Annotated in this window: 19 protein-coding genes; 5 read left to right on the top strand and 14 right to left on the bottom strand. The window is 47.2% G+C overall.

The window, feature by feature from the left end:
• The first annotated feature begins 5 nt into the window (after positions 1–5).
• Complete coding sequence (locus tag T360_RS0102980; protein WP_028911479.1) at positions 6–1337, top strand: TolC family protein; 1332 nt, start codon at positions 6–8, stop codon at positions 1335–1337.
• Between the two features lie 24 nt (positions 1338–1361).
• Here T360_RS0102980 and T360_RS0102975 read toward each other — a convergent pair whose 3' ends face one another.
• From T360_RS0102975 to T360_RS0102965, 3 genes are read right to left on the bottom strand one after another with little or no spacing between them, the layout of a single operon-like run.
• A complete protein-coding gene (locus T360_RS0102975) occupies positions 1362–2618 on the bottom strand; it encodes a glycosyl hydrolase 53 family protein (protein ID WP_028911478.1) in 1257 nt (418 codons plus the stop codon).
• A 23-nt stretch (positions 2619–2641) separates the two neighbouring features.
• Entirely contained in the window at positions 2642–2830 is a 189-nt protein-coding gene (locus tag T360_RS0102970) for a hypothetical protein (protein ID WP_013064993.1), read from the bottom strand.
• 18 nt (positions 2831–2848) lie between these two features.
• Positions 2849–4042, bottom strand: coding sequence for a phosphoribosylaminoimidazolecarboxamide formyltransferase (locus tag T360_RS0102965; RefSeq protein WP_369793487.1), 1194 nt, complete (start codon positions 4040–4042; stop codon positions 2849–2851).
• A gap of 69 nt (positions 4043–4111) precedes the next feature.
• Between T360_RS0102965 and T360_RS16135 the strand changes: the two genes are divergently transcribed.
• Positions 4112–4264, top strand: coding sequence for a hypothetical protein (locus T360_RS16135; RefSeq protein WP_155267466.1), 153 nt, complete (start codon positions 4112–4114; stop codon positions 4262–4264).
• 42 nt (positions 4265–4306) lie between these two features.
• Here T360_RS16135 and rplS read toward each other — a convergent pair whose 3' ends face one another.
• On the bottom strand, positions 4307–4666 hold the full coding sequence (gene rplS / locus T360_RS0102955; protein ID WP_013065233.1) for a 50S ribosomal protein L19: 360 nt from the start codon (positions 4664–4666) through the stop codon (positions 4307–4309).
• 174 nt (positions 4667–4840) lie between these two features.
• Here rplS and T360_RS0102950 point away from each other — a divergent pair, with 174 nt between their 5' ends.
• Both T360_RS0102950 and T360_RS0102945 read left to right on the top strand, forming a co-directional pair.
• On the top strand, positions 4841–5605 hold the full coding sequence (locus T360_RS0102950; protein WP_028911476.1) for a 5'-nucleotidase: 765 nt from the start codon (positions 4841–4843) through the stop codon (positions 5603–5605).
• A 3-nt stretch (positions 5606–5608) separates the two neighbouring features.
• Complete coding sequence (locus T360_RS0102945; RefSeq protein WP_028911475.1) at positions 5609–6451, top strand: bifunctional UDP-sugar hydrolase/5'-nucleotidase; 843 nt, start codon at positions 5609–5611, stop codon at positions 6449–6451.
• Between the two features lie 2 nt (positions 6452–6453).
• Here the strand turns inward: T360_RS0102945 and T360_RS0102940 are convergent, their stop codons facing one another.
• On the bottom strand, positions 6454–7161 hold the full coding sequence (locus tag T360_RS0102940; protein ID WP_028911474.1) for a porin family protein: 708 nt from the start codon (positions 7159–7161) through the stop codon (positions 6454–6456).
• Between the two features lie 172 nt (positions 7162–7333).
• Here T360_RS0102940 and T360_RS0102935 point away from each other — a divergent pair, with 172 nt between their 5' ends.
• A complete protein-coding gene (locus tag T360_RS0102935) occupies positions 7334–7501 on the top strand; it encodes a 4Fe-4S binding protein (protein WP_013065171.1) in 168 nt (55 codons plus the stop codon).
• A gap of 176 nt (positions 7502–7677) precedes the next feature.
• On the opposite strand, the gene T360_RS0102930 is transcribed toward T360_RS0102935, so the two are convergent.
• The 9 genes from T360_RS0102930 to T360_RS14490 all read right to left on the bottom strand — a co-directional run bounded on the left by T360_RS0102930 (position 7678) and on the right by T360_RS14490 (position 17823).
• Positions 7678–9102, bottom strand: coding sequence for a lipopolysaccharide assembly protein LapB (locus T360_RS0102930; RefSeq protein WP_155949371.1), 1425 nt, complete (start codon positions 9100–9102; stop codon positions 7678–7680).
• 77 nt (positions 9103–9179) lie between these two features.
• Positions 9180–10139 carry a PstS family phosphate ABC transporter substrate-binding protein gene (locus T360_RS0102925; protein ID WP_028911472.1) on the bottom strand — a complete coding sequence of 320 codons (960 nt, stop codon included), beginning with the start codon at positions 10137–10139 and terminating at the stop codon, positions 9180–9182.
• Between the two features lie 18 nt (positions 10140–10157).
• On the bottom strand, positions 10158–10991 hold the full coding sequence (locus tag T360_RS0102920; protein WP_028911471.1) for an energy transducer TonB: 834 nt from the start codon (positions 10989–10991) through the stop codon (positions 10158–10160).
• A 26-nt stretch (positions 10992–11017) separates the two neighbouring features.
• Positions 11018–11683, bottom strand: coding sequence for a biopolymer transporter ExbD (locus tag T360_RS0102915; protein ID WP_028911470.1), 666 nt, complete (start codon positions 11681–11683; stop codon positions 11018–11020).
• Positions 11684–11690: 7 nt separating this feature from the next.
• Positions 11691–12308 carry a biopolymer transporter ExbD gene (locus tag T360_RS0102910; protein ID WP_028911469.1) on the bottom strand — a complete coding sequence of 206 codons (618 nt, stop codon included), beginning with the start codon at positions 12306–12308 and terminating at the stop codon, positions 11691–11693.
• A 40-nt stretch (positions 12309–12348) separates the two neighbouring features.
• Positions 12349–13179: a MotA/TolQ/ExbB proton channel family protein gene (locus T360_RS0102905; protein WP_028911468.1), complete on the bottom strand. Its 831-nt coding sequence runs from the start codon at positions 13177–13179 to the stop codon at positions 12349–12351.
• A 117-nt stretch (positions 13180–13296) separates the two neighbouring features.
• Positions 13297–14490: a pyridoxal phosphate-dependent aminotransferase gene (locus T360_RS0102900; RefSeq protein ID WP_028911467.1), complete on the bottom strand. Its 1194-nt coding sequence runs from the start codon at positions 14488–14490 to the stop codon at positions 13297–13299.
• A gap of 101 nt (positions 14491–14591) precedes the next feature.
• Positions 14592–15803 carry a bifunctional 3,4-dihydroxy-2-butanone-4-phosphate synthase/GTP cyclohydrolase II gene (locus tag T360_RS0102895; protein ID WP_028911466.1) on the bottom strand — a complete coding sequence of 404 codons (1212 nt, stop codon included), beginning with the start codon at positions 15801–15803 and terminating at the stop codon, positions 14592–14594.
• Positions 15804–15834: 31 nt separating this feature from the next.
• Complete coding sequence (locus tag T360_RS14490) at positions 15835–17823, bottom strand: LptF/LptG family permease (protein WP_036928679.1); 1989 nt, start codon at positions 17821–17823, stop codon at positions 15835–15837.
• Between the last annotated feature and the right edge of the window lie 35 nt (positions 17824–17858).

The following is a 17858-nucleotide window of genomic DNA, read 5'->3' as shown; positions in this document are numbered from 1 at the left end:
CGGTTATGAAAAAGAATATAATTCTAGCATGCCTTGTATTAGTAGGGCAAGACATGCTGGCCCAGAAGAATCCTTGGTCTTTGCGTGAATGCTGCGACTATGCTATTGAGCATAATATCAGCATCAAGCAGCAGCAGAACCAGTGCCGCCAGCAGGAGGTACAGCTGTCGTCAGCCAAAAACTCAAGACTGCCAGACTTGAGTGCCAGTTTGGGACAGAACTTCTCATTCGGTCGTGGTTTGACGGCTCAGAATACTTATACCAATACCAACACTAGCAGCACGTCGCTGCAGTTGGGAGCCAGTGTACCTTTGTTTACTGGTTTCGAGATTCCTAACCAGATCAAGCTGAGTCAGTTGAACCTGGAGGCTGCTACAGCTGATTTGGAGAAGGCTAAAGATGATATCCGTATGCAGGTGGCACAGGCTTATGTGCAGATACTCTATGATATGGAGATGGCTGATGTGGCACATCGTCAGATAGCAATCGATTCGGCTCAGGTGGCACGTCTGCAGGCCTTCGTAAACAATGGTAAGGCGAGTGGGGCAGAACTCTCACAGCAGAAAGCTACGCTGGCTAACAGCAAGCTCACTGCTACCCAGGCGGATAACAATCTGAAGTTGGCCGTGCTCTCACTGACACAGCTATTGGAACTGCCATCGCCAGAGGACTTCACAATCGTTCGTCCCAGCCTAGAGGAACTGGACAGACTTGCTGTGCAAGATGGGATGGTAACTCCTGATCAGGTTTATGCAGAGGCTCTGGGCGTGAAGCCTGAGATCCTGTCGCAGCAGCTGAAGCTGAAGGGCACTGAGCATAGCATCAAGATTGCGCAGGCTGGGCATTATCCAACCTTGTCGCTCAGTGGTGGATTGGGTACCAACTATTACACCACATCAGGCTTTAAGGCTGATAGCTTCAACAAGCAGTTGGAGAACAACTTCAGTCAGTACATTGGTCTGAACCTGAGTGTACCTATCTTCAATCGATTCCAGACGCGCAACCGTATTCGTAGTGCTCGCATCGATCAGGCTAACCAGCAGCTGCAGCTCGACAATACAAAGAAGACGCTGTATAAGGAAATACAGCAGGTGTACTACAATGCAGTGAATGCCCAGTCAAAGACACGTAGTTCGGCAGAGGCTGTTCAGAGTTCGAAGGATGCTTTTGAGTTGATGCAAGCCAAATACGAAAATGGCAAGTCGAACATCACTGAGTTTAATGAGGCAAAGAATAACTACCTTAAGTCGGAATCTGATCTGGTTCAGGCTAGATATGAGAACCTCTACCAGCATGCGCTCTTAGAGTTCTATCGAGGAAGGGATCTGAATTTCTAAACGATAAAAATAGTTCGCTAAACGTTAGCGAACTATTTTTTTCTTTCCATTGTTGATGTAGATGCCACTCTTAGTGGGGTGATGGTCTATTCGTCTGCCATCTAAAGCATACCAAACGGAGTTCTTGTCTTTCTCATTCTTGATACCCTGAATCCCAGAGCTGGTGGTGCTGAAGTTCTTCAGCTCGTATAAAGCCGGAAGGGCTCTGCCTGTCTCGTTGTCGAACAGCGATGCGTTATACCATTCATCAGTGACGCGTTGGGTTGCCCAATCCAGACCGTATTCATTGGCTTCAAGGAACCACCAGAACAAGCCTTTTACGTTCTGATGTTTGTTGAGCATGGTGATGAGCTCTTCGGTAAACTGGCGTTGACCTTCGTAGGTCAGGGGATAGTATTGCTTGTCCTTATCGCCTACTGAGTAGTGATAGCTGCAGCCAGTCTCTACAACCATGATGGTCTTGTCAGGGAAGTTCTTTTCGAGCTGACCCAGTCCGTTGTCAAGATGAGAGATAGGACCTTTAAAGTACGGATAGTACGATACGCCAATGATGTCGTAGTCAATGGCGTTGTCTTTGATGCGGTTATAGAATGCTACGTCGAGTGTAGGATTATTGGCACACTGTTCGGTGTGGATGATAATCTTGGCATCAGGACAGATCTCACGGCAGGCTTTGCCGGCATTCTTGAGGGCTGTGGCCAGAGAGTTCCAGTTGGTGTCGAGGTACGCGTCCCAATTGCTGTTGGCGCTTACCTTGCAGCCATCCCATAACATGCCGAAGCTGATCTCATTTCCAGTCTGAATAAAGTCGGGGGTGGCCCCAGCATCTACCAGAGCTTGAAGACTCTCCTTGGTATAGTTGTAGATGTACTCATAGACAGGTGTGTTGATCACTATCCATGAGGCTGGTACTCTCTGCTTCTCAGGATCGGCCCATGTATCGCTATAGTGGAAGTCGAGCATGAACTTCAGACCGGCATCTTTTATTTTCTTTCCAAGTTTGATGACGTAATCCAAATCCTGGCATACGCCTTGGCCTTTTTCCTCCTGGGTAGCAATGTCGGGTTCTACAAACAAGCGTACACGCATGGCATTCATGCCTTGCTCCTTCATGAAACCAAGCACATCTGTAATCTTCTGTCCGTCTTTGTCTTTGTAGTTAGCGCCATTCTCCTCATATCTCGATAATAGCGAGATGTCGCCACCCACATACTTCTGCGCACGAAGCAGGTTCGTGCTGCAGAGTAGGGTTGTAACTAAGATGAGTTTTAGTAGTTTCATTTGTTCCTAAAAAGTTGTTTCTTTTATTTCTTATGCCTGTTGGCCCGTTGCTCACGGTATTTGGCTTTCTGCCTAGCAGAGCCACTACCGTGAGCACCAGTGATATACTTTTTCTTCTTGGCTTTGGTTTTCACCTTGCCATCGTCTTTCGGCTTGTCACCTCCACGTCCGAAGTTGATGCCGTTTTCAAGGATGTTCTGAAAGTCGTCCATGATTCTAGTTCTTCTAGATTAATGGTGGAACAGACGTACACCTGTAAACGCCATTGCGATACCATACTTATCGCAAGTCTCAATGACATTGTCGTCGCGTACAGAGCCACCAGCCTGAGCAATGAACTCTACGCCACTCTTGTGGGCACGCTCGATATTGTCGCCAAAGGGGAAGAAAGCGTCGCTACCCAGAGCCACCTTGGTGTTCTGAGCAATCCAAGCCTTCTTTTCTTCCATCGTCAGCACCTCGGGCTTCTCCTTGAAGAACTGCTGCCAGGTGCCATCACGCAGTACGTCGTCGTGGTCTTCTGAGATATACACATCGATGGTGTTATCGCGATCGGCACGACGAATGTTGTCGATGAAAGGCAGATTCATTACTTTGGGGTGCTGGCGCAGCCACCAGATATCAGCCTTGTTGCCAGCCAGACGGGTGCAGTGGATACGGCTCTGCTGACCAGCACCGATACCAATGGCCTGACCGTCCTTCACATAGCATACAGAGTTACTCTGAGTATATTTCAGGGTGATAAGAGCGATGATCAGGTCGCGCTTAGCCTCTGGTGTGAATGTCTTGTTCTGTGTAGGCATGTTCTCGAAGAGAGCGTCGTCGTCGAGCTTAATCTCGTTGCGACCCTGTTCGAAGGTGATGCCGAATACCTGCTTGCGCTCGATAGGCTCGGGTACGTAGGTAGGATCAATCTTAATCACGTTGTAGGTACCCTTACGCTTGTCTTTCAGTATCTCGATAGCCTCAGGAGTAAAATCGGGTGCAATCACACCATCGCTCACCTCACGCTTCAGCAGTTTGGCTGTAGTGGCATCGCAGGTGTCGCTCAGGGCAACAAAGTCGCCATAGCTCGACATGCGGTCGGCACCACGGGCGCGGGCATAAGCACAAGCGATAGGACTCTCATCGAGGTCTTTCACATCGTCAACAAAGTAGATCTTTTTCAATGTGTCGCTCAGAGGCAGACCTACTGCAGCACCAGCAGGGCTGACGTGCTTGAACGAAGCGGCAGCAGGCAGACCTGTAGCGGCCTTGAGCTCCTTGACCAGCTGCCAGGCGTTGAAGGCGTCGAGGAAGTTGATATATCCAGGACGACCGTTGATAACTTCGATGGGGAGTTCACCCTCGGTCATAAAAATGCGCGAGGGCTTCTGATTAGGATTACATCCGTACTTGAGTGCTAATTCTTTCATTTTTGCGATATTTTTTGTTTCTGTGTGCAAAGGTACAAATTATTTTTGTAATTTTGCACCAAACTTAATGTTATTAACATGGAGAAAAAACGTTTGGCGCTTCGAAAGCTGCTGGAGGCAGTTGAGAAGGAGATTCTGAAGAAACCTGATAAGAAAACACTCGATCGATTGGCATTGTTAGCAGGATTCCAGAGTTGGGATGATTTTCAACATGCCTTGCATGGGGAATAAAAAAAGAGGCTCGCACACTTAGGTGCAGCCTCTTTTTCTTTTTTATTCACCAACGTTGTGGCGCTTCTCCTTAATACGAGCAGCCTTACCAGTAAGCTTGCGCAGATAGTAAAGCTTAGCGCGGCGAACCTTACCTACCTTGTTAACCTCGATGCTCTCAATGTTGGGAGACTCGATTGGGAAGATACGCTCTACACCAACGGTGCCTGACATCTTACGTACAGTGAAGCGCTTCTTGTCACCGTGACCAGCAATCTTGATTACTACACCACGATAGAGCTGGATACGCTCCTTTGAACCCTCGATAATTTTGTAAGCGACAGTGATTGTGTCACCAGCCTTGAACTCTGGGAACTTCTTGCCGGTTGCAAATGCTTCTTCAGCAATCTTAATTAAATCCATTGTACTTTTTATATAATTAAATTGTTGTATCGTTCCAACGCAACATAACAGGCCTCACGAAACCTCCTGCCAGCGATTACGCCGAAAAGCGGGTGCAAAGTTACAACTTTTTTTGGATTCGAAGAAATATTTCGGATATTTTTTGTATTTTTGCAGCATAAAAAGCAAATAATAATGAAGATAATGCGATTTTTTTATGCTTCGATGGCGTCATTGATGCTCTGTTCGTGCGCTACTAAGCATTTCCAACTGTCTGGTGTTGAGCGCACTAGAGTTATTGTGGATGAGCGATTCGATCAGAATCCTGATGAGGCTGCTGTAAAGTTTCTGGAGCCTTTTAAGCGTATAAACGATAGTATCATGGGACCTATCGTGGGTGAGGTGGCTCACAATATGCATGCCACCACGCCTGAGAGTGATCTCTCTAATCTGTTGGCTGATATCCTGGTGTGGGCTGCCAAAGACTATGGTGAGAAACCGGTGCTGGGTATCTACAATATGGGTGGTATTCGTGCCGATCTGACCAAGGGAAAGGTAAGCTATGGTGATGTGCTCGATGTGGCTCCGTTTGAGAATAGAATTTGTTTTATCACCCTGACAGGCGAGCGCGTGCTTGAATTGTTCCACCAGATAGCCAAGAGGAATGGCGAAGGTGTGAGCCATGGGGTAGAGTTGGTGATTACGAAGGATGGTAAACTCGTGTCGAGCAAGTTGCATGGACAGGAGATTGATCCTAAGGCTGAGTATCGTGTGGCTACTATCAACTACCTGATTGAGGGTAATGATGGTATGCCAGCTCTGAAAGAAGGCACCAATGTGGTGGCTCCAAATGATAAGAGTAATAACACCCGATTCCTTATTATCAACTACTTCAAGGACCACCAGGCGCGTGGTGTGGTTGTTGACTCTAAAGTAGAAGGTAGAATTAAAGTTCAATAAGTTATGCGTAGATTTAGCTTTATTATAATAGTAGCGTTGATGACTGTTATTTCAGTTGGCGCTAAAACGAAGAAGCAGTTGGTGGTGCTTCACACGAATGATACCCATTCGTGCATCATGCCACTGAATATGAATCTTGACAATAAAGATATTGCTGGGCGTGGCGGTTTCTTGCGTCGTGTCAATATGCTGAAAGAACAGCGACAGCAGCATCCTGACTTGTTGCTCTTCGATTCTGGCGACTTCTCTCAGGGTTCAGGTTTCTACACGCTTTTCAGAGGTGAGGTGGAGATAGGTTTGATGAACCAAATGGGCTATGACGCAGTGACGATTGGTAACCATGAGTTCGACTTTGGCCTGGAGAATTTGGCCAAGTTGTTCCGTATGGCTACGTTCCCTGTAGTTTGCTCTAACTACGACTTTACGGGTACGCCTTGTGAAGGCCTTGTGAAGGATTATATCACAATCAAGCGCAACGGACTGAAGATTGGCGTGTTTGCGCTTGGTGCACCTTTGAAGGGGCTGGTGTCGAATGCGAACTGCAAAGGTGTGAAGTTCCTTGATCCAGCAGAGACGGCTCAGAAATATATCGACATACTGCGTAAGCAGGAAAAGTGTGATGTGGTCATCTGTCTCTCTCATCTGGGCTGGCAGGTGTCTGAATATCCCGATCAGCAGTTCATCCGTGAGACTGAGGGCTGCGACTTGGTGCTGGGTGGTCATACCCATACCTACATGCCAACCGTGGAGTATGCGGCTGATAAGACAGGAAAGATGATCCCTGACGATCAGAATGGCAAGCACGGTGTGTTTGTTGGTAAACTGGTGCTCACATTCGAGAAGTAAGACTATTCAAAATAGAAAGTTAATACTATCATCTTCGTATGCCCGCTCTTGATGGCGTTGGCATACGATTTTTTGTTGTCATCCTTCAGGTTGTCCACGTGACTTTTGTCTATCTTGTTGCCTAGACCATAGCAGAACTTCAGCTCTGGTGCCAGTTTGAAAAATGGCAGATAGAGGTCGCAGCCCAGTCCTATTTCCAGCATCAGGTCGGTGCGGTTCAGTTGTACAATCTCCTGACTCTTATTGGTGAGGTTCAGCATACCGCTCATGCCAGCCAGCATATAGGGACGTATGTTGTTCCATCGCTGGGCTGAAAACTTCAGATCTACAGGTACCGTAAGATAGGTATTCTTCAGGTCCTGCGTCTCTGTTCTTGGTATGCCGTTAGCATCAAGGTCGGCCATGTTGTGCAGCGTAAGATGCTTAGCACCAAAGTGCATGGTGGGCGATACGCGCAGGTTCAGATGGTTTGATAGGCGCATGTCGGCAAGCACGCCAACCGAGAAGCCGGCATTCCATCTGTCGGCATCACATACATAGGGAGCTTCAGTCTCAAATTCTATATCCTGCAAGTTCATACCTACTGATATTCCAAAGTGCATAGGGCGCAAGTCGATATAGGGCTTGTGCTGTATCACATACCTTTTCTGTGCCATGCTCACTGTAGCGAGACAGATGGCTGCAATGATTGTTAGTAATCTGTATCTCATTCTGTTATATTAACGCAAAAAAAGGCTTCTTATTGTGTTATATCTTATTTCGACATTGTATAAATTACTAAATTTTTCTACCTAAAGTTTGGTATGCACAAAATTTTGTTGTACCTTTGCATCATTAAAAATAAGTATTAACAGTATTAACAATTTAAATTGATTAAGAATTATGGCATATGTAATTGGTGATGACTGCATCGCTTGCGGTACATGTCAGGGTGAGTGCCCAGTAGAGGCTATTTCTGAGGGTGAGAAGTATTCTATCAACCCCGATCTCTGCACAGAGTGTGGTACTTGTGCTTCTGTTTGTCCCTCTGAGGCTATCAGCCTTCCCTAATAAGATAGGACATATTAAAAGTATAGCAGGTGTTTCCAAATTGGAAACACCTGTTTTCTTTATTGGAAACTGATGTTTTCTAAGTTAGAAAACATTCTTTTCTAAGTTGGAAAAGACTCATAAAAAAAGAGATGTTCATTTCTGAACACCTCTTTCTTTGTATGATAGTGCTGAAATTACTTCAGGTCACGAATCTGCTGTGCAGGAGCATAGTCTGGGTCGATGGCCAGAATCTTGTTGGCATACTCCTTTGCCAATGGCTTGTTCTTACCGAACAGGAAAGCGTTAGACATCAGGTAGTGCAGACTATACTTCAGCATGGTGTTCTCACCCTTAGAGCGATCTGCCTTTGCCTCCAGCTGCTCTACTACCTTCTGGTAGTCGGCCTTTGCAAGACCCTTCTCACCATTCTTATCGAGCTTATTGTTCATGGTAGCGCACTGGTAAGCTGCGTATGTGGTCTGTACTGGGAACTTCTCAGCCATTGCATGATAAGCCTCGATAGCCTTCTTGATGAACTCTGCCTTACGAGCCTGGTCCTCATCAGCATACTTAGAATAGATCTTAGCTACACCTTCCATATCGTCAGAGTCAACGTTTGGCTTGCAAGCCAGATACTGATCGTAGTACTTCAGGGCGTTGTCGAACTCCTTATCCTTCAGATAAGAGTCAGAAACACTCTTCAGGATAGACCAGCGCTTGATCATTGACTGATCGTTAACCAGCTCGAGAGCCTTGTCGTAGTGAGCGTACATATTAGCCTTGTCCTCCAGAGCCTGATAGATAAGGGCTGTGTAGAAGTGGTCGTACTCAGAAACTTTGGCACTGTCGGTCTCGAAGAAATACTTGTGGATGTAGTTCTTTGCAGCCTCATAGTTCTTCAACTCATAGTTTGAGAACATAGCCAGACGGTTGAATGTTGGGTTGCGTGGCTCGAGCTTGATACCAGCCTCGGCAGCACGGAGAGCATCCTGGAAGTGACCGGTGAAGTAGCTGCAACGTACGAACTCGTTCAAGCCCAGCTTGTCAAGTTTGTCGATGTTAGCCTTGGTATAGTTCTCATAAGCCTGCTTCTCATCGCCAGCCAGCATGTAGATGTGGGCGGTGAAAGCGTCGATGTCCTCGTTAGGGCACTGAACCTTCATGTCCTGCAGCTTCTTGGCAGCCTGACTTGGACTGATCTTACGGTAAACCATAGCCCACTTCTTGTAACCCTCGGGGTTCTTTGGGTCGAAAGTGATAGCCTGGTTGTAGAAACCTGCGGCTTTACCACCATCTGTTCCATAGGCTGACTCGATGTCACCCAACAGCAGATAGGCTGGTGCATACTGATACTTTGGCTTACCGGCTTCGTTAGCGTAGTTGGCAAACAAACGAGCATTGGCTGTGTCCTTCTGAGCGTAGAATGCCTGACCGATCTTTATCAGAGCGGCAGCATCCTTCTTGTTCTTCTTATAGGCAGCTTTTGCTAACTCGGCTACGTTGGGAGCCTTTGACTTAATACCGTCGAGAGCTGCGTTGAGCTCTGCTTCCTGTGCATTGGCGGTGGCGCTGAAACCTGTCAGCAACGCACCCATCATTAGATATTTAATTGCTTTCATAATTTCTGTTTTTAAGTTATACATTTATATATAATTCTCTCTTCTTTGACGTTTGGTGGAGCGAATAGTTTAAAGCCTCACTCCTTGTTGACTATCACATCCCTTACGTTCATATTGGCTGTGCGGGGCAGCAGACCGAAACGCAGGATGATTTTCTGTCCTTTTGGCAGCTGTACGAAGTGTGTGAAGCTGCTTGGCACTCCGTTGCGCGTGTCATTGAGTAGTGCATAGATGGTGCGGCGCAGTGGATAATTGCCATTATATAGATAGTACTGATAGGGCTTCCAGCTGTTGTATCTCGTTGCTGAGTCGAGCTTTGATACGCCCATCACTGTTATATTCTTCTTAAAGGTGACGTTGGTGGTGTCGCGCTTGTCGTTGAGCCAGTTTGAACCGATAATACCAAGCGAGTTTGGATGGTTCTCTACATAGTCGATCACTGCGGCGCTAGTCTTTACGGCACCGATGTTGGGTGCACCAAACTGCTTACCACCAAGTATGGAGTCAACGCACCAGCGCACAGTGCTCGATAGTGGATTGTCGAATACCACGTCGATGACTCCCAGTTTGTTCTGTGGGTATATCTCATCCCACTTAGTAATTTCCCCTTTCAGTACACGTGCAAAGTCCTTGATGGTGATACACGAGTCGGGGTTTGAGTTGTTGACGATGATGGCCAGTCCGTCGTAAGCCACGGGGATGGCTCTTGGCAGGAATTTCTGACTAATCAGTGTCTGGCGTTCATTGCTTGTAAAGTCGCGTGTGGTGAATGCCAGCCATGTTTCTTGTTTCATCAACTTCTTGACTGCATCCTGCTCATTGATATAAATAGGTGTGATTGAGTCAAGAGTCTGATTGGTGAAATAGTAGAGTTCCTCGTCTATGATAGGGTAGAAACTCTCGTCGGCTGTCAGTATGCTGGCTGCCTTCTGATATGCTTTCTCCTTTTCAGGATTAGGCTTGCTCCCACATGCGTGGAGCAAGCCTAATATCAGTGTTAATCCAACTAATTGATATAATTTGTTGAATGCGTTCATTTCAGATTTTGTTGAGTATTACTGCAGGCGGAATGTTACAGGTACGGTGTACTTCACACGTACTGCGCTACCGTTCTGCTTACCAGGAATCCAGTGTGGCATTGACTTAACAACGCGCTGTGCCTCCTTGTCGAGTGAGGGGTCAACGCTCTTCACAACCTTCACGTCGGTGATAGAACCATCACGCTCTACAACGAAGGTTACAACAACACGACCCTGTACACCGTTCTCCTCGGCTACTACTGGATACTTGATATTCTTAGACAGATACTCGAACAGAGCTGAGCTACCACCAGGGAACTGTGGCATTTCCTCTACCACGTCGAATACCTTTGTCTCCTCAACCTTTGGAGGCTCGGGCTCTGCGATAGTTTCCTTTACCTTCAGCACTTCACCAGCAGTCTCGTCGTTACCCTCAACAGTGAAGGCACCGATAGCGGTGTTGGTTTCCTGCAGTTCTTCCTGTGACTTCATCTCCTGCTCTTCCTTTACCTCATCGTCCTTCTTAATCTCAGGAACGGTGAAGGCTACAGAGCTCTTGACTTTCTCAATCTCAATCTTCTCGGGTTCGGGCTCATCTTTCTTCTCCACCTTAGCCTCTTTCTTCTCAGCCAGACTGGCCAATTCGACGTCGGTTTCGATGGCTGCGTTACGTGATGCGATGTAGTTATCGATAGACACCTTTGCAATAACGATGGCTGCGATGGCAGCAAAGATTGCAAACATTGTGATCAGTGCCTTCAGGTTACGTACACCAGTATTCTTGCGCAATTGATAAGCTCCATAAGCTGTGTTCTTACCCTCAAACACGAGGTCAACCCAGCTGTTGTCTATAAGATCTATTTTTGCCATAGTCTATTCTACATTTTAGGGGTTAATCATTTAACACCAGCCTTCTCAATGAGTGCCTTATCGTCGTCACTCATCTTGTCGACATTGTCAATGACATACTTATCAATATTGCTAATGAGCATCTCGTCGAGAGCTGCGACCATGTTCTCATAAGTAGCAGAATTCAGAGGACGAATGATGACTGTCATAGTTGGCACCTTCTCGCCTGAGGGCAGCTCACCCTTCTTCAGCTTCTTCAGGGCCTCCTGATACTCTTCCTCAGTCATCTTAGAGTTGTACTCATTCTTCTTCGCATCGAGCTCTTTCTTAGCCAACTTAATCTTGGCAATTGGGTTTACACCCTCTTCAGTAGTGTGCTCGTTGAGAACCTTCTCAATACCATCCTTACCATAAGAGGTTGGCTTAACGCATGAAGGATCGTCGTAGTTGGGCAGACCAGCTACATACCATACCTTGTCGTTAGCACCCAGGTAGAGGGTGATAGTGTGAGAAGCCTTTGTTACCTGCTTCTCTTCTTCTTTCAGCTGCGATGTATCATCGTTTGATGGCATAGTCAACTGCATTGCCTGTGGCTTTGCCAGTGTAGTACACAGCATGAAGAAGGTAATAAGAAGCATCATCATGTCTACCATTGGCGTGAAGTTCACGCGGGTATCCATCTTTTTCTGCTTTGATAGATTCTTTTTTGCCATAATACTACTAGTCGTTTAAACGTTTAACATCGAGATTCGTAATCAGCTGGAAACGGTTCTCGTTCATGTCCTGGAGCTCTGACATCAGCTTCTTGATGGTACCATAAGAAGTCTTTGAGTCGCACTTGATGGCGAGCTTGATGTCGGGGTTAGCATCGCGGGCTGCTGTTACCCACTCCTGGAATTCACTCTTACCACCGTCGATACTGTCGAGCGGAAGTCCGAGCTTCTGGATCTGCTCGCCCATCTTCTCTGGTTCGAGGTTCAGATAACTTGCAAGCTGAGCCATTGGCGCACCAACCATAGCATCCTCGCGGAAGTGCTTAATCTGGGTGGCGTTCAGCTGGATACCAAACTTGTCGGTCATATTCTCCAGCATGGCCTGCATGTTATTCTTGTTTTCGGTACCACAGTAGATGCGTCCCTCTGGTGTAACCAGAATGTTGAGCACATCCTGCTCTGGTATCTTAACCTCAGACACAGAATTAGGCGCGGTGACTGATACTGGCTCTGGTGTCAAGAATGTTGAAGTCAACATGAAGAAACACAGAAGCAGCGTCATCACGTCTGACATAGGCGTCATGTCAATCCAGATGTCTTTTTTCTGTATCTTAATTTTAGCCATTCTCTATAAGCTTTTAAATGCGTTAAAAAATGGATAAAGATTAAGCCTCGTTGTGGTTAGAATCGTATGTAGCTGCTACAGTGAAACCGATCTCGTCCATAGCGTAGGTCAGCTTGTCGATCTTGTTTGAGAAGAAGTTGTAAACTACGGTAGCTACCCATGATGTCAAGATACCAGAAGCTGTGTTAACCAGAGCCTCAGAAATACCTGCAGACAGAGCCATAGAGTCAGCACCACCACCAGCAGACAGAGCCTGGAAAGATCCGATCATACCAAGCACAGTACCGAACAGAGCGGTCAGAGTACCCAGAGATACGATTGTTGCAACCATAGCCATGTTCATCTGAAGAGTAGGCATCTCAAGCTGTACAGCCTCCTCGTGAGCCTGCTGGATCTTAGCAATCTTAGCAGCCTTCTTCAGAGTATCGTCACCCTCTACAGTCTGATACATGCTGATTGTAGAGATAACAACGTTACCTACAGTACCCTGCATCTTGTTGCAGAGAGCCTTAGCCTCATCGAACTTCTGAGCCTTGATCAGATCCTTAACCTGTGCTGTGAACTTAGCGAGGTTGATCTTACCAGCGGCGGTCTTGATAGCGAAGAAACGCTCAATACCAAGGCAGATTACAGTGAAGAGAAGTGTCAGGATAAGACCTACAACGAAACCTCCCTTATAAACAGTACCCAGCAGGTTTGCAGGATGGCCGCTACGATCACCACCAACGAAGTTGTCGGGGTTACCCATAACGAAGTACCAAACACCATAACCAGCTAATGCACAAATTACCAGGATAATCCATGCTGCCTTAATACCACCGAAGCCCGAATTCTTTTTGGCTGGGGCTGCAGCCTTTGTTGTTGTTGCCATAAAATAAATAATTTTTTAGTTATTATAAATAAATAAAGATTTGTTTCACCTCGCAAAAGTAGCAAAATAAAGCGGAATACAAGCCTAATTAAGACAATTTAACTATGAAATTCCGAATTATTTTAGATTTGCTACTACTTCCTTTATGCGCCTCATGGCTTCTACGATGTTTTCATCGCTTGTTGCATAGCTCATTCTGAAACACTCAGGATCGCCAAAGGCGTCGCCACCAACTGTTGCTACATGACCTTTTTCCAACAAGTACATGGCAAAGTCGGTAGAGTTGTTGATGGTTGTCTCACCATCGCTCTTGCCGAAGAAGCTGCTGCATTTGGGGAAGAGGTAGAATGCACCCTCGGGCACGTTTACTTCCAGACCAGGAATCTCTTTCGCCAGTTTTACGATGAGGTCGCGTCGGCGCTCAAAGGCCTGGCGCATGTCCTCTACGCACTGCTGGTCGGCAATATAAGCAAACTCGGCGGCCTTCTGGCTCACTGAGCATGGTCCGCTGGTGTATTGGCCCTGAAGCTTGTTGCAGCCCTTTACAATCCACTCTGGAGCGGCGATGTAACCGATGCGCCAGCCTGTCATGGCATATGCCTTAGATACACCATTGACAATGATAGAACGCTCTTTCATGCCTGGGAACTGCGCAATGCTCTGGTGCTTGCCGATATAGTTGATGTGCTCGTAGATTTCATCTGCCAATACGAAGAGGTCTTCGTGCTTGAGGATGACATCTGCCAGCGCCTTGAGTTCTTCCTTGCTGTAAACGCTACCTGTAGGGTTGCTGGGTGAACAGAGGATAATCATGCGCGTCTTTGGCGTGATGGCAGCTTCGAGCTGTTCTGGGGTCATCTTGAAATTCTGATCGAAACCAGCCTCTACGAACTTAGGGGTACCACCTGCCAGCAGCACCATCTGTGGGTAGCTCACCCAGTATGGAGTAGGGATGATAACCTCTTCACCATCGTTCACCAGCGCCATGACCGTGTTGCACACACTCTGTTTGGCACCGTTGCTCACCAGGATTTCATTGACTGTATAGTCCAGCTGGTTCTCGTTCTTAAGCTTGGCTACGATGGCCTTGCGAAGGTCAGGATAGCCTGGAACAGGTGAGTAGCGTGAGAAATTGTCGTCTATAGCCTTTTTTGCAGCTTCCTTAATAGCGTCGGGGGTATTGAAGTCGGGCTCGCCGACACTCATGTTGATTACATCAATTCCTTGCGCCTTCATTTCGGAGCTTTTCTGAGACATTGCCAGCGTGGCTGATGGAGCCAAGCGCTGCAGACGATTAGATAATTGTGCCATGTGATTCAAAATTTTGTGCAAAATTACGCATTTTATTTTTTAAAACGAAATAAATGTGCCACTTTTTCACTTTTGTGAGTAATTTTGTGGCGTTATGAGTGTTATTTCAGGTGGAGCGTGTGACCCATACGTGTCTTCTTGGTCTCCAGGTAGCGCAGATTGTATTTGTTTGGAGTAACCTCGATGGGTACGTTCTCTATGATTTTCAGACCGTAAGCTTCCAGTCCAACGCGTTTTACGGGATTATTGGTCAGCAGGCGCATCTTGTGCACACCGATGTGGCGCAGCATTTGGGCTCCACAACCGTAGTCGCGCTCGTCGGGCTTGAAGCCCAGGTGTACGTTGGCGTCAACGGTGTCCAGACCTTCTTCTTGCAGCTTGTAGGCAGCAATCTTGTTCATCAGTCCGATACCACGTCCTTCCTGCTGCATGTAGATGACCACGCCTTTGCCTTCTTTCTCGATAGCTTGCATAGCCTTGTGTAGCTGCTCGCCACAGTCGCATCGCTTGCTGCCCAGGATATCACCTGTCATGCATGATGAGTGTACACGTACCAGGATGGGCTCATCTTCCTCCCATTCGCCTTTGATGAGAGCCATGTGCTCCAGACCGTTGCTCTTCTGACGGAAAGGAATCAGGCGGAAGTGACCGTATTCTGTGGGCATATCTACCTCATCACCTACCTCAATGAGCGATTCCTTCTTCAGGCGATAGGCTATCATATCTTTGATGCTGATAATCTTTAGGTTCCACTCCTTGGCAAACTGCATCAGCTCAGGCATGCGGGCCATAGTGCCATCTTCATTCATGATTTCCATGAGGGCACCAGCTGGATACAGACCTGCCATACGGCACAGGTCGATGGCTGCTTCGGTATGTCCGCTACGGCGCAGCACACCATTGTCCTGAGCATAGAGTGGGTTTACGTGACCGGGACGTCCAAACGTCTCGGGCTTTGATGTTGGGTCGGCCAGTGCCAAGATGGTCTCTGCACGGTCGTGTGCACTCACGCCAGTGGTGCAGCCCTCCAGTTTATCTACTGTCACGGTAAAGGGTGTTCCAAGTACCGAGGTGTTGTCCTGCACCTGATGGGGCAAGTCAAGTTCTTTGCATCGCTCAATGGTGATTGGGGCGCAAAGCACACCACGTGCATTCTTCAACATGAAGTTCACCTTCTCTGCTGTTATTTTCTCGGCAGCGATAATCAGGTCACCTTCGTTCTCGCGGTCTTCATCATCTACAACGATGACGAACTCGCCCTTTTCAAAGTCCTTAATGGCCTCTTCTATGCTGTTCAACTTCATCTCTTCCATTATTTTACACCTTATTTATATATAATAGTAGTTAATTCTTATGTTTCTTTGCTTCATAATCGCGTACCAGCTCTGTCACGAATGGCATGCTCTCCAGATCTTTGAACGATCTTGGTGATGGTGGCGCAAAGTTGGCTACGCGCTCCAATACCCACTCGTTGGTTTCAAGAATATTGTTCAGGTCCTTACGCAAGCGCAAACGGAATCGGCACATGCGTAGGTAGAAGAATAAGCCCAATGGCAGGATGATGCCTGTCATGATGTTCAACCACTTCTGGCGGAACGGACGTGTGTGGGCATGTGTAGCCACGATGGGGTAGTGGTTCAGTGCATTCAGTATCTGGGCATCCTTGGTGTTGCTCAGGTCATCTATCACATCTTCCAGTTGATTATAGATGTGCTGTATGGTCTGGTCGTCGCCAGGACGGAAGAATACGTGTATGGGGTTGGGCAGTCGCAGTAGCTTGTGGGCTTCGCTGTACTCCTTTATTTCCTTGCTTATCTGTAATAGATAGTAAGCATCGAGGGCATACATTGGTTCTTCGATGATAACTTCTTTACGTGAGATGTGGCGATGGGTTCTCAAGCCGAGTATGTGCATCAGTATCTGCTTATACATGTCGATATTGAACACCACCGAATCGTTGTTGGCCTTGTAGGTGAAGAATACAGCGATTGGTGTTAGCACAACGGTCGATATAGTCATACCGTACCACACGGTCCACTGGTCATCACGTGCCATTCGCATACCAGTGTTGTCGAGGATGTAATAAACGATAAACACCAGTACTGATATGATGACAGGCACGCCCAGACCACCTTTTCGGATGATGGCGCCCAGAGGAGCTCCGATAAAGAAGAAGATGATGCATGTAAAGGCCAGTGTGAACTTAAGAATGGCCTGAATCTGGTGGGTGCGGAAATAGCGATGCAGACTGCCTGCATAAGTGCCTTTCATCTCCAGGTCGCTGGCGCACGACTGTGCGCTGCTGATGGCCGACTGCAGGGTGGACTTCTTTTGGATGTCGCTCAGCTTTGTAAACATCGAGTCGATAGAGTTGTCGTTCTGAGCCACGAGTTTGGAAATCTTGATAGAGTCGCTTTGAGAAACAATGTTTCTTGTAAAGAAGAAGCGCTTGGCATCTTCATAGTAAGCGCGACCTACGCTGTCGTTGAATTCCTGTAGTGAGTCCTTGTCGTGCAGAATCTTTCCTAAGCTTTTTGCACGAGCATCTCCTGCAATATCACTGATATCGGCCATGCTGAAGCCGCCATCGAAGTCGAGTACGATGCGTTTGTGTACGAAGGTCTCACGGCGATAAGGCACGTCGGCTGTACCAGCCAGGTCCTGTGAGCGCATGTTCTCATTCCACACGCCGTTATAGAGGTTCAGCAACAGGTGCTTCTTCTCAGCGGTGCTTTGCATCATACCTGAGTCGGCCAGGATGATGGCCTGATCCTCATAGCTGCCTGTCATACGGTATATCATGATGCCGTATAGCATGCCGGTGTTCATGTCTTTCTTTTGAACGTAGATATTGGTAGATGGAATGCCGTCGTAGAATACACCTTCTGGGATGTCGGCCTCAGGACTTTTCTGTTTCATACCTAGCAACAGTCTGTAGAAGTCCTGGTTGGCTTGTGGACCTACCACGTTCTGAAAATAGAACGAAACACCAGCCATGAGTACTGAGATGACGATAAGCGATCGGAATGCCTGTATCAGTGAAATGCCTGCGGCCTTGATGGCAGTAAGCTCCGAACTCTCGCCAAGATTACCAAAGGCGATGAGTGATGAGAGCAGGATGGCCAACGGGAATGCCTGAGGCATGAGCATCAGTCCCATATACCAGAAGAACTGGGCCATCACCTCAAGAGAGAGTCCTTTTCCGATAATCTCATCCACATAGCGCCATAAGAACTGCATCATCAGCACAAACTGGCAGATGAAGAAAGTTCCTACGAACAACATGCCAAACTGCTTGGCAATGAATATATCTAGCTTCTTGATTCGAAACATTTGCTATTTTGCAATTTTGGCTGCAAAATTACAAA

Origin of the sequence: Prevotella sp. MA2016 (assembly GCF_000619825.1) — a bacterium.
In the GTDB taxonomy this organism is placed as follows: Bacteria; Bacteroidota; Bacteroidia; order Bacteroidales; family Bacteroidaceae; genus Prevotella.
This window is presented reverse-complemented; position numbering and strand designations above follow the sequence as displayed.

Excerpts from the sequence above, each read along its gene's own strand:
- T360_RS0102900 (WP_028911467.1), bottom strand. The coding sequence starts at position 14,490 with ATGGCACAATTATCTAATCGTCTGCAGCGCTTGGCTCCATCAGCCACG.
- T360_RS14490 (WP_036928679.1), bottom strand. The coding sequence starts at position 17,823 with ATGTTTCGAATCAAGAAGCTAGATATATTCATTGCCAAGCAGTTTGGC.
- T360_RS0102945 (WP_028911475.1), top strand. The coding sequence starts at position 5,609 with ATGCGTAGATTTAGCTTTATTATAATAGTAGCGTTGATGACTGTTATT.
- T360_RS0102935 (WP_013065171.1), top strand. The coding sequence starts at position 7,334 with ATGGCATATGTAATTGGTGATGACTGCATCGCTTGCGGTACATGTCAG.
- T360_RS0102930 (WP_155949371.1), bottom strand. The coding sequence starts at position 9,102 with ATGAAAGCAATTAAATATCTAATGATGGGTGCGTTGCTGACAGGTTTC.
- T360_RS0102910 (WP_028911469.1), bottom strand. The coding sequence starts at position 12,308 with ATGGCTAAAATTAAGATACAGAAAAAAGACATCTGGATTGACATGACG.
- T360_RS0102975 (WP_028911478.1), bottom strand. The coding sequence starts at position 2,618 with ATGAAACTACTAAAACTCATCTTAGTTACAACCCTACTCTGCAGCACG.
- T360_RS0102920 (WP_028911471.1), bottom strand. The coding sequence starts at position 10,991 with ATGGCAAAAATAGATCTTATAGACAACAGCTGGGTTGACCTCGTGTTT.
- T360_RS0102905 (WP_028911468.1), bottom strand. The coding sequence starts at position 13,179 with ATGGCAACAACAACAAAGGCTGCAGCCCCAGCCAAAAAGAATTCGGGC.
- T360_RS0102980 (WP_028911479.1), top strand. The coding sequence starts at position 6 with ATGAAAAAGAATATAATTCTAGCATGCCTTGTATTAGTAGGGCAAGAC.
- T360_RS0102895 (WP_028911466.1), bottom strand. The coding sequence starts at position 15,803 with ATGGAAGAGATGAAGTTGAACAGCATAGAAGAGGCCATTAAGGACTTT.
- T360_RS0102940 (WP_028911474.1), bottom strand. The coding sequence starts at position 7,161 with ATGAGATACAGATTACTAACAATCATTGCAGCCATCTGTCTCGCTACA.
- T360_RS0102915 (WP_028911470.1), bottom strand. The coding sequence starts at position 11,683 with ATGGCAAAAAAGAATCTATCAAAGCAGAAAAAGATGGATACCCGCGTG.
- T360_RS0102950 (WP_028911476.1), top strand. The coding sequence starts at position 4,841 with ATGAAGATAATGCGATTTTTTTATGCTTCGATGGCGTCATTGATGCTC.
- T360_RS0102970 (WP_013064993.1), bottom strand. The coding sequence starts at position 2,830 with ATGGACGACTTTCAGAACATCCTTGAAAACGGCATCAACTTCGGACGT.
- T360_RS16135 (WP_155267466.1), top strand. The coding sequence starts at position 4,112 with ATGGAGAAAAAACGTTTGGCGCTTCGAAAGCTGCTGGAGGCAGTTGAG.
- T360_RS0102925 (WP_028911472.1), bottom strand. The coding sequence starts at position 10,139 with ATGAACGCATTCAACAAATTATATCAATTAGTTGGATTAACACTGATA.
- rplS (WP_013065233.1), bottom strand. The coding sequence starts at position 4,666 with ATGGATTTAATTAAGATTGCTGAAGAAGCATTTGCAACCGGCAAGAAG.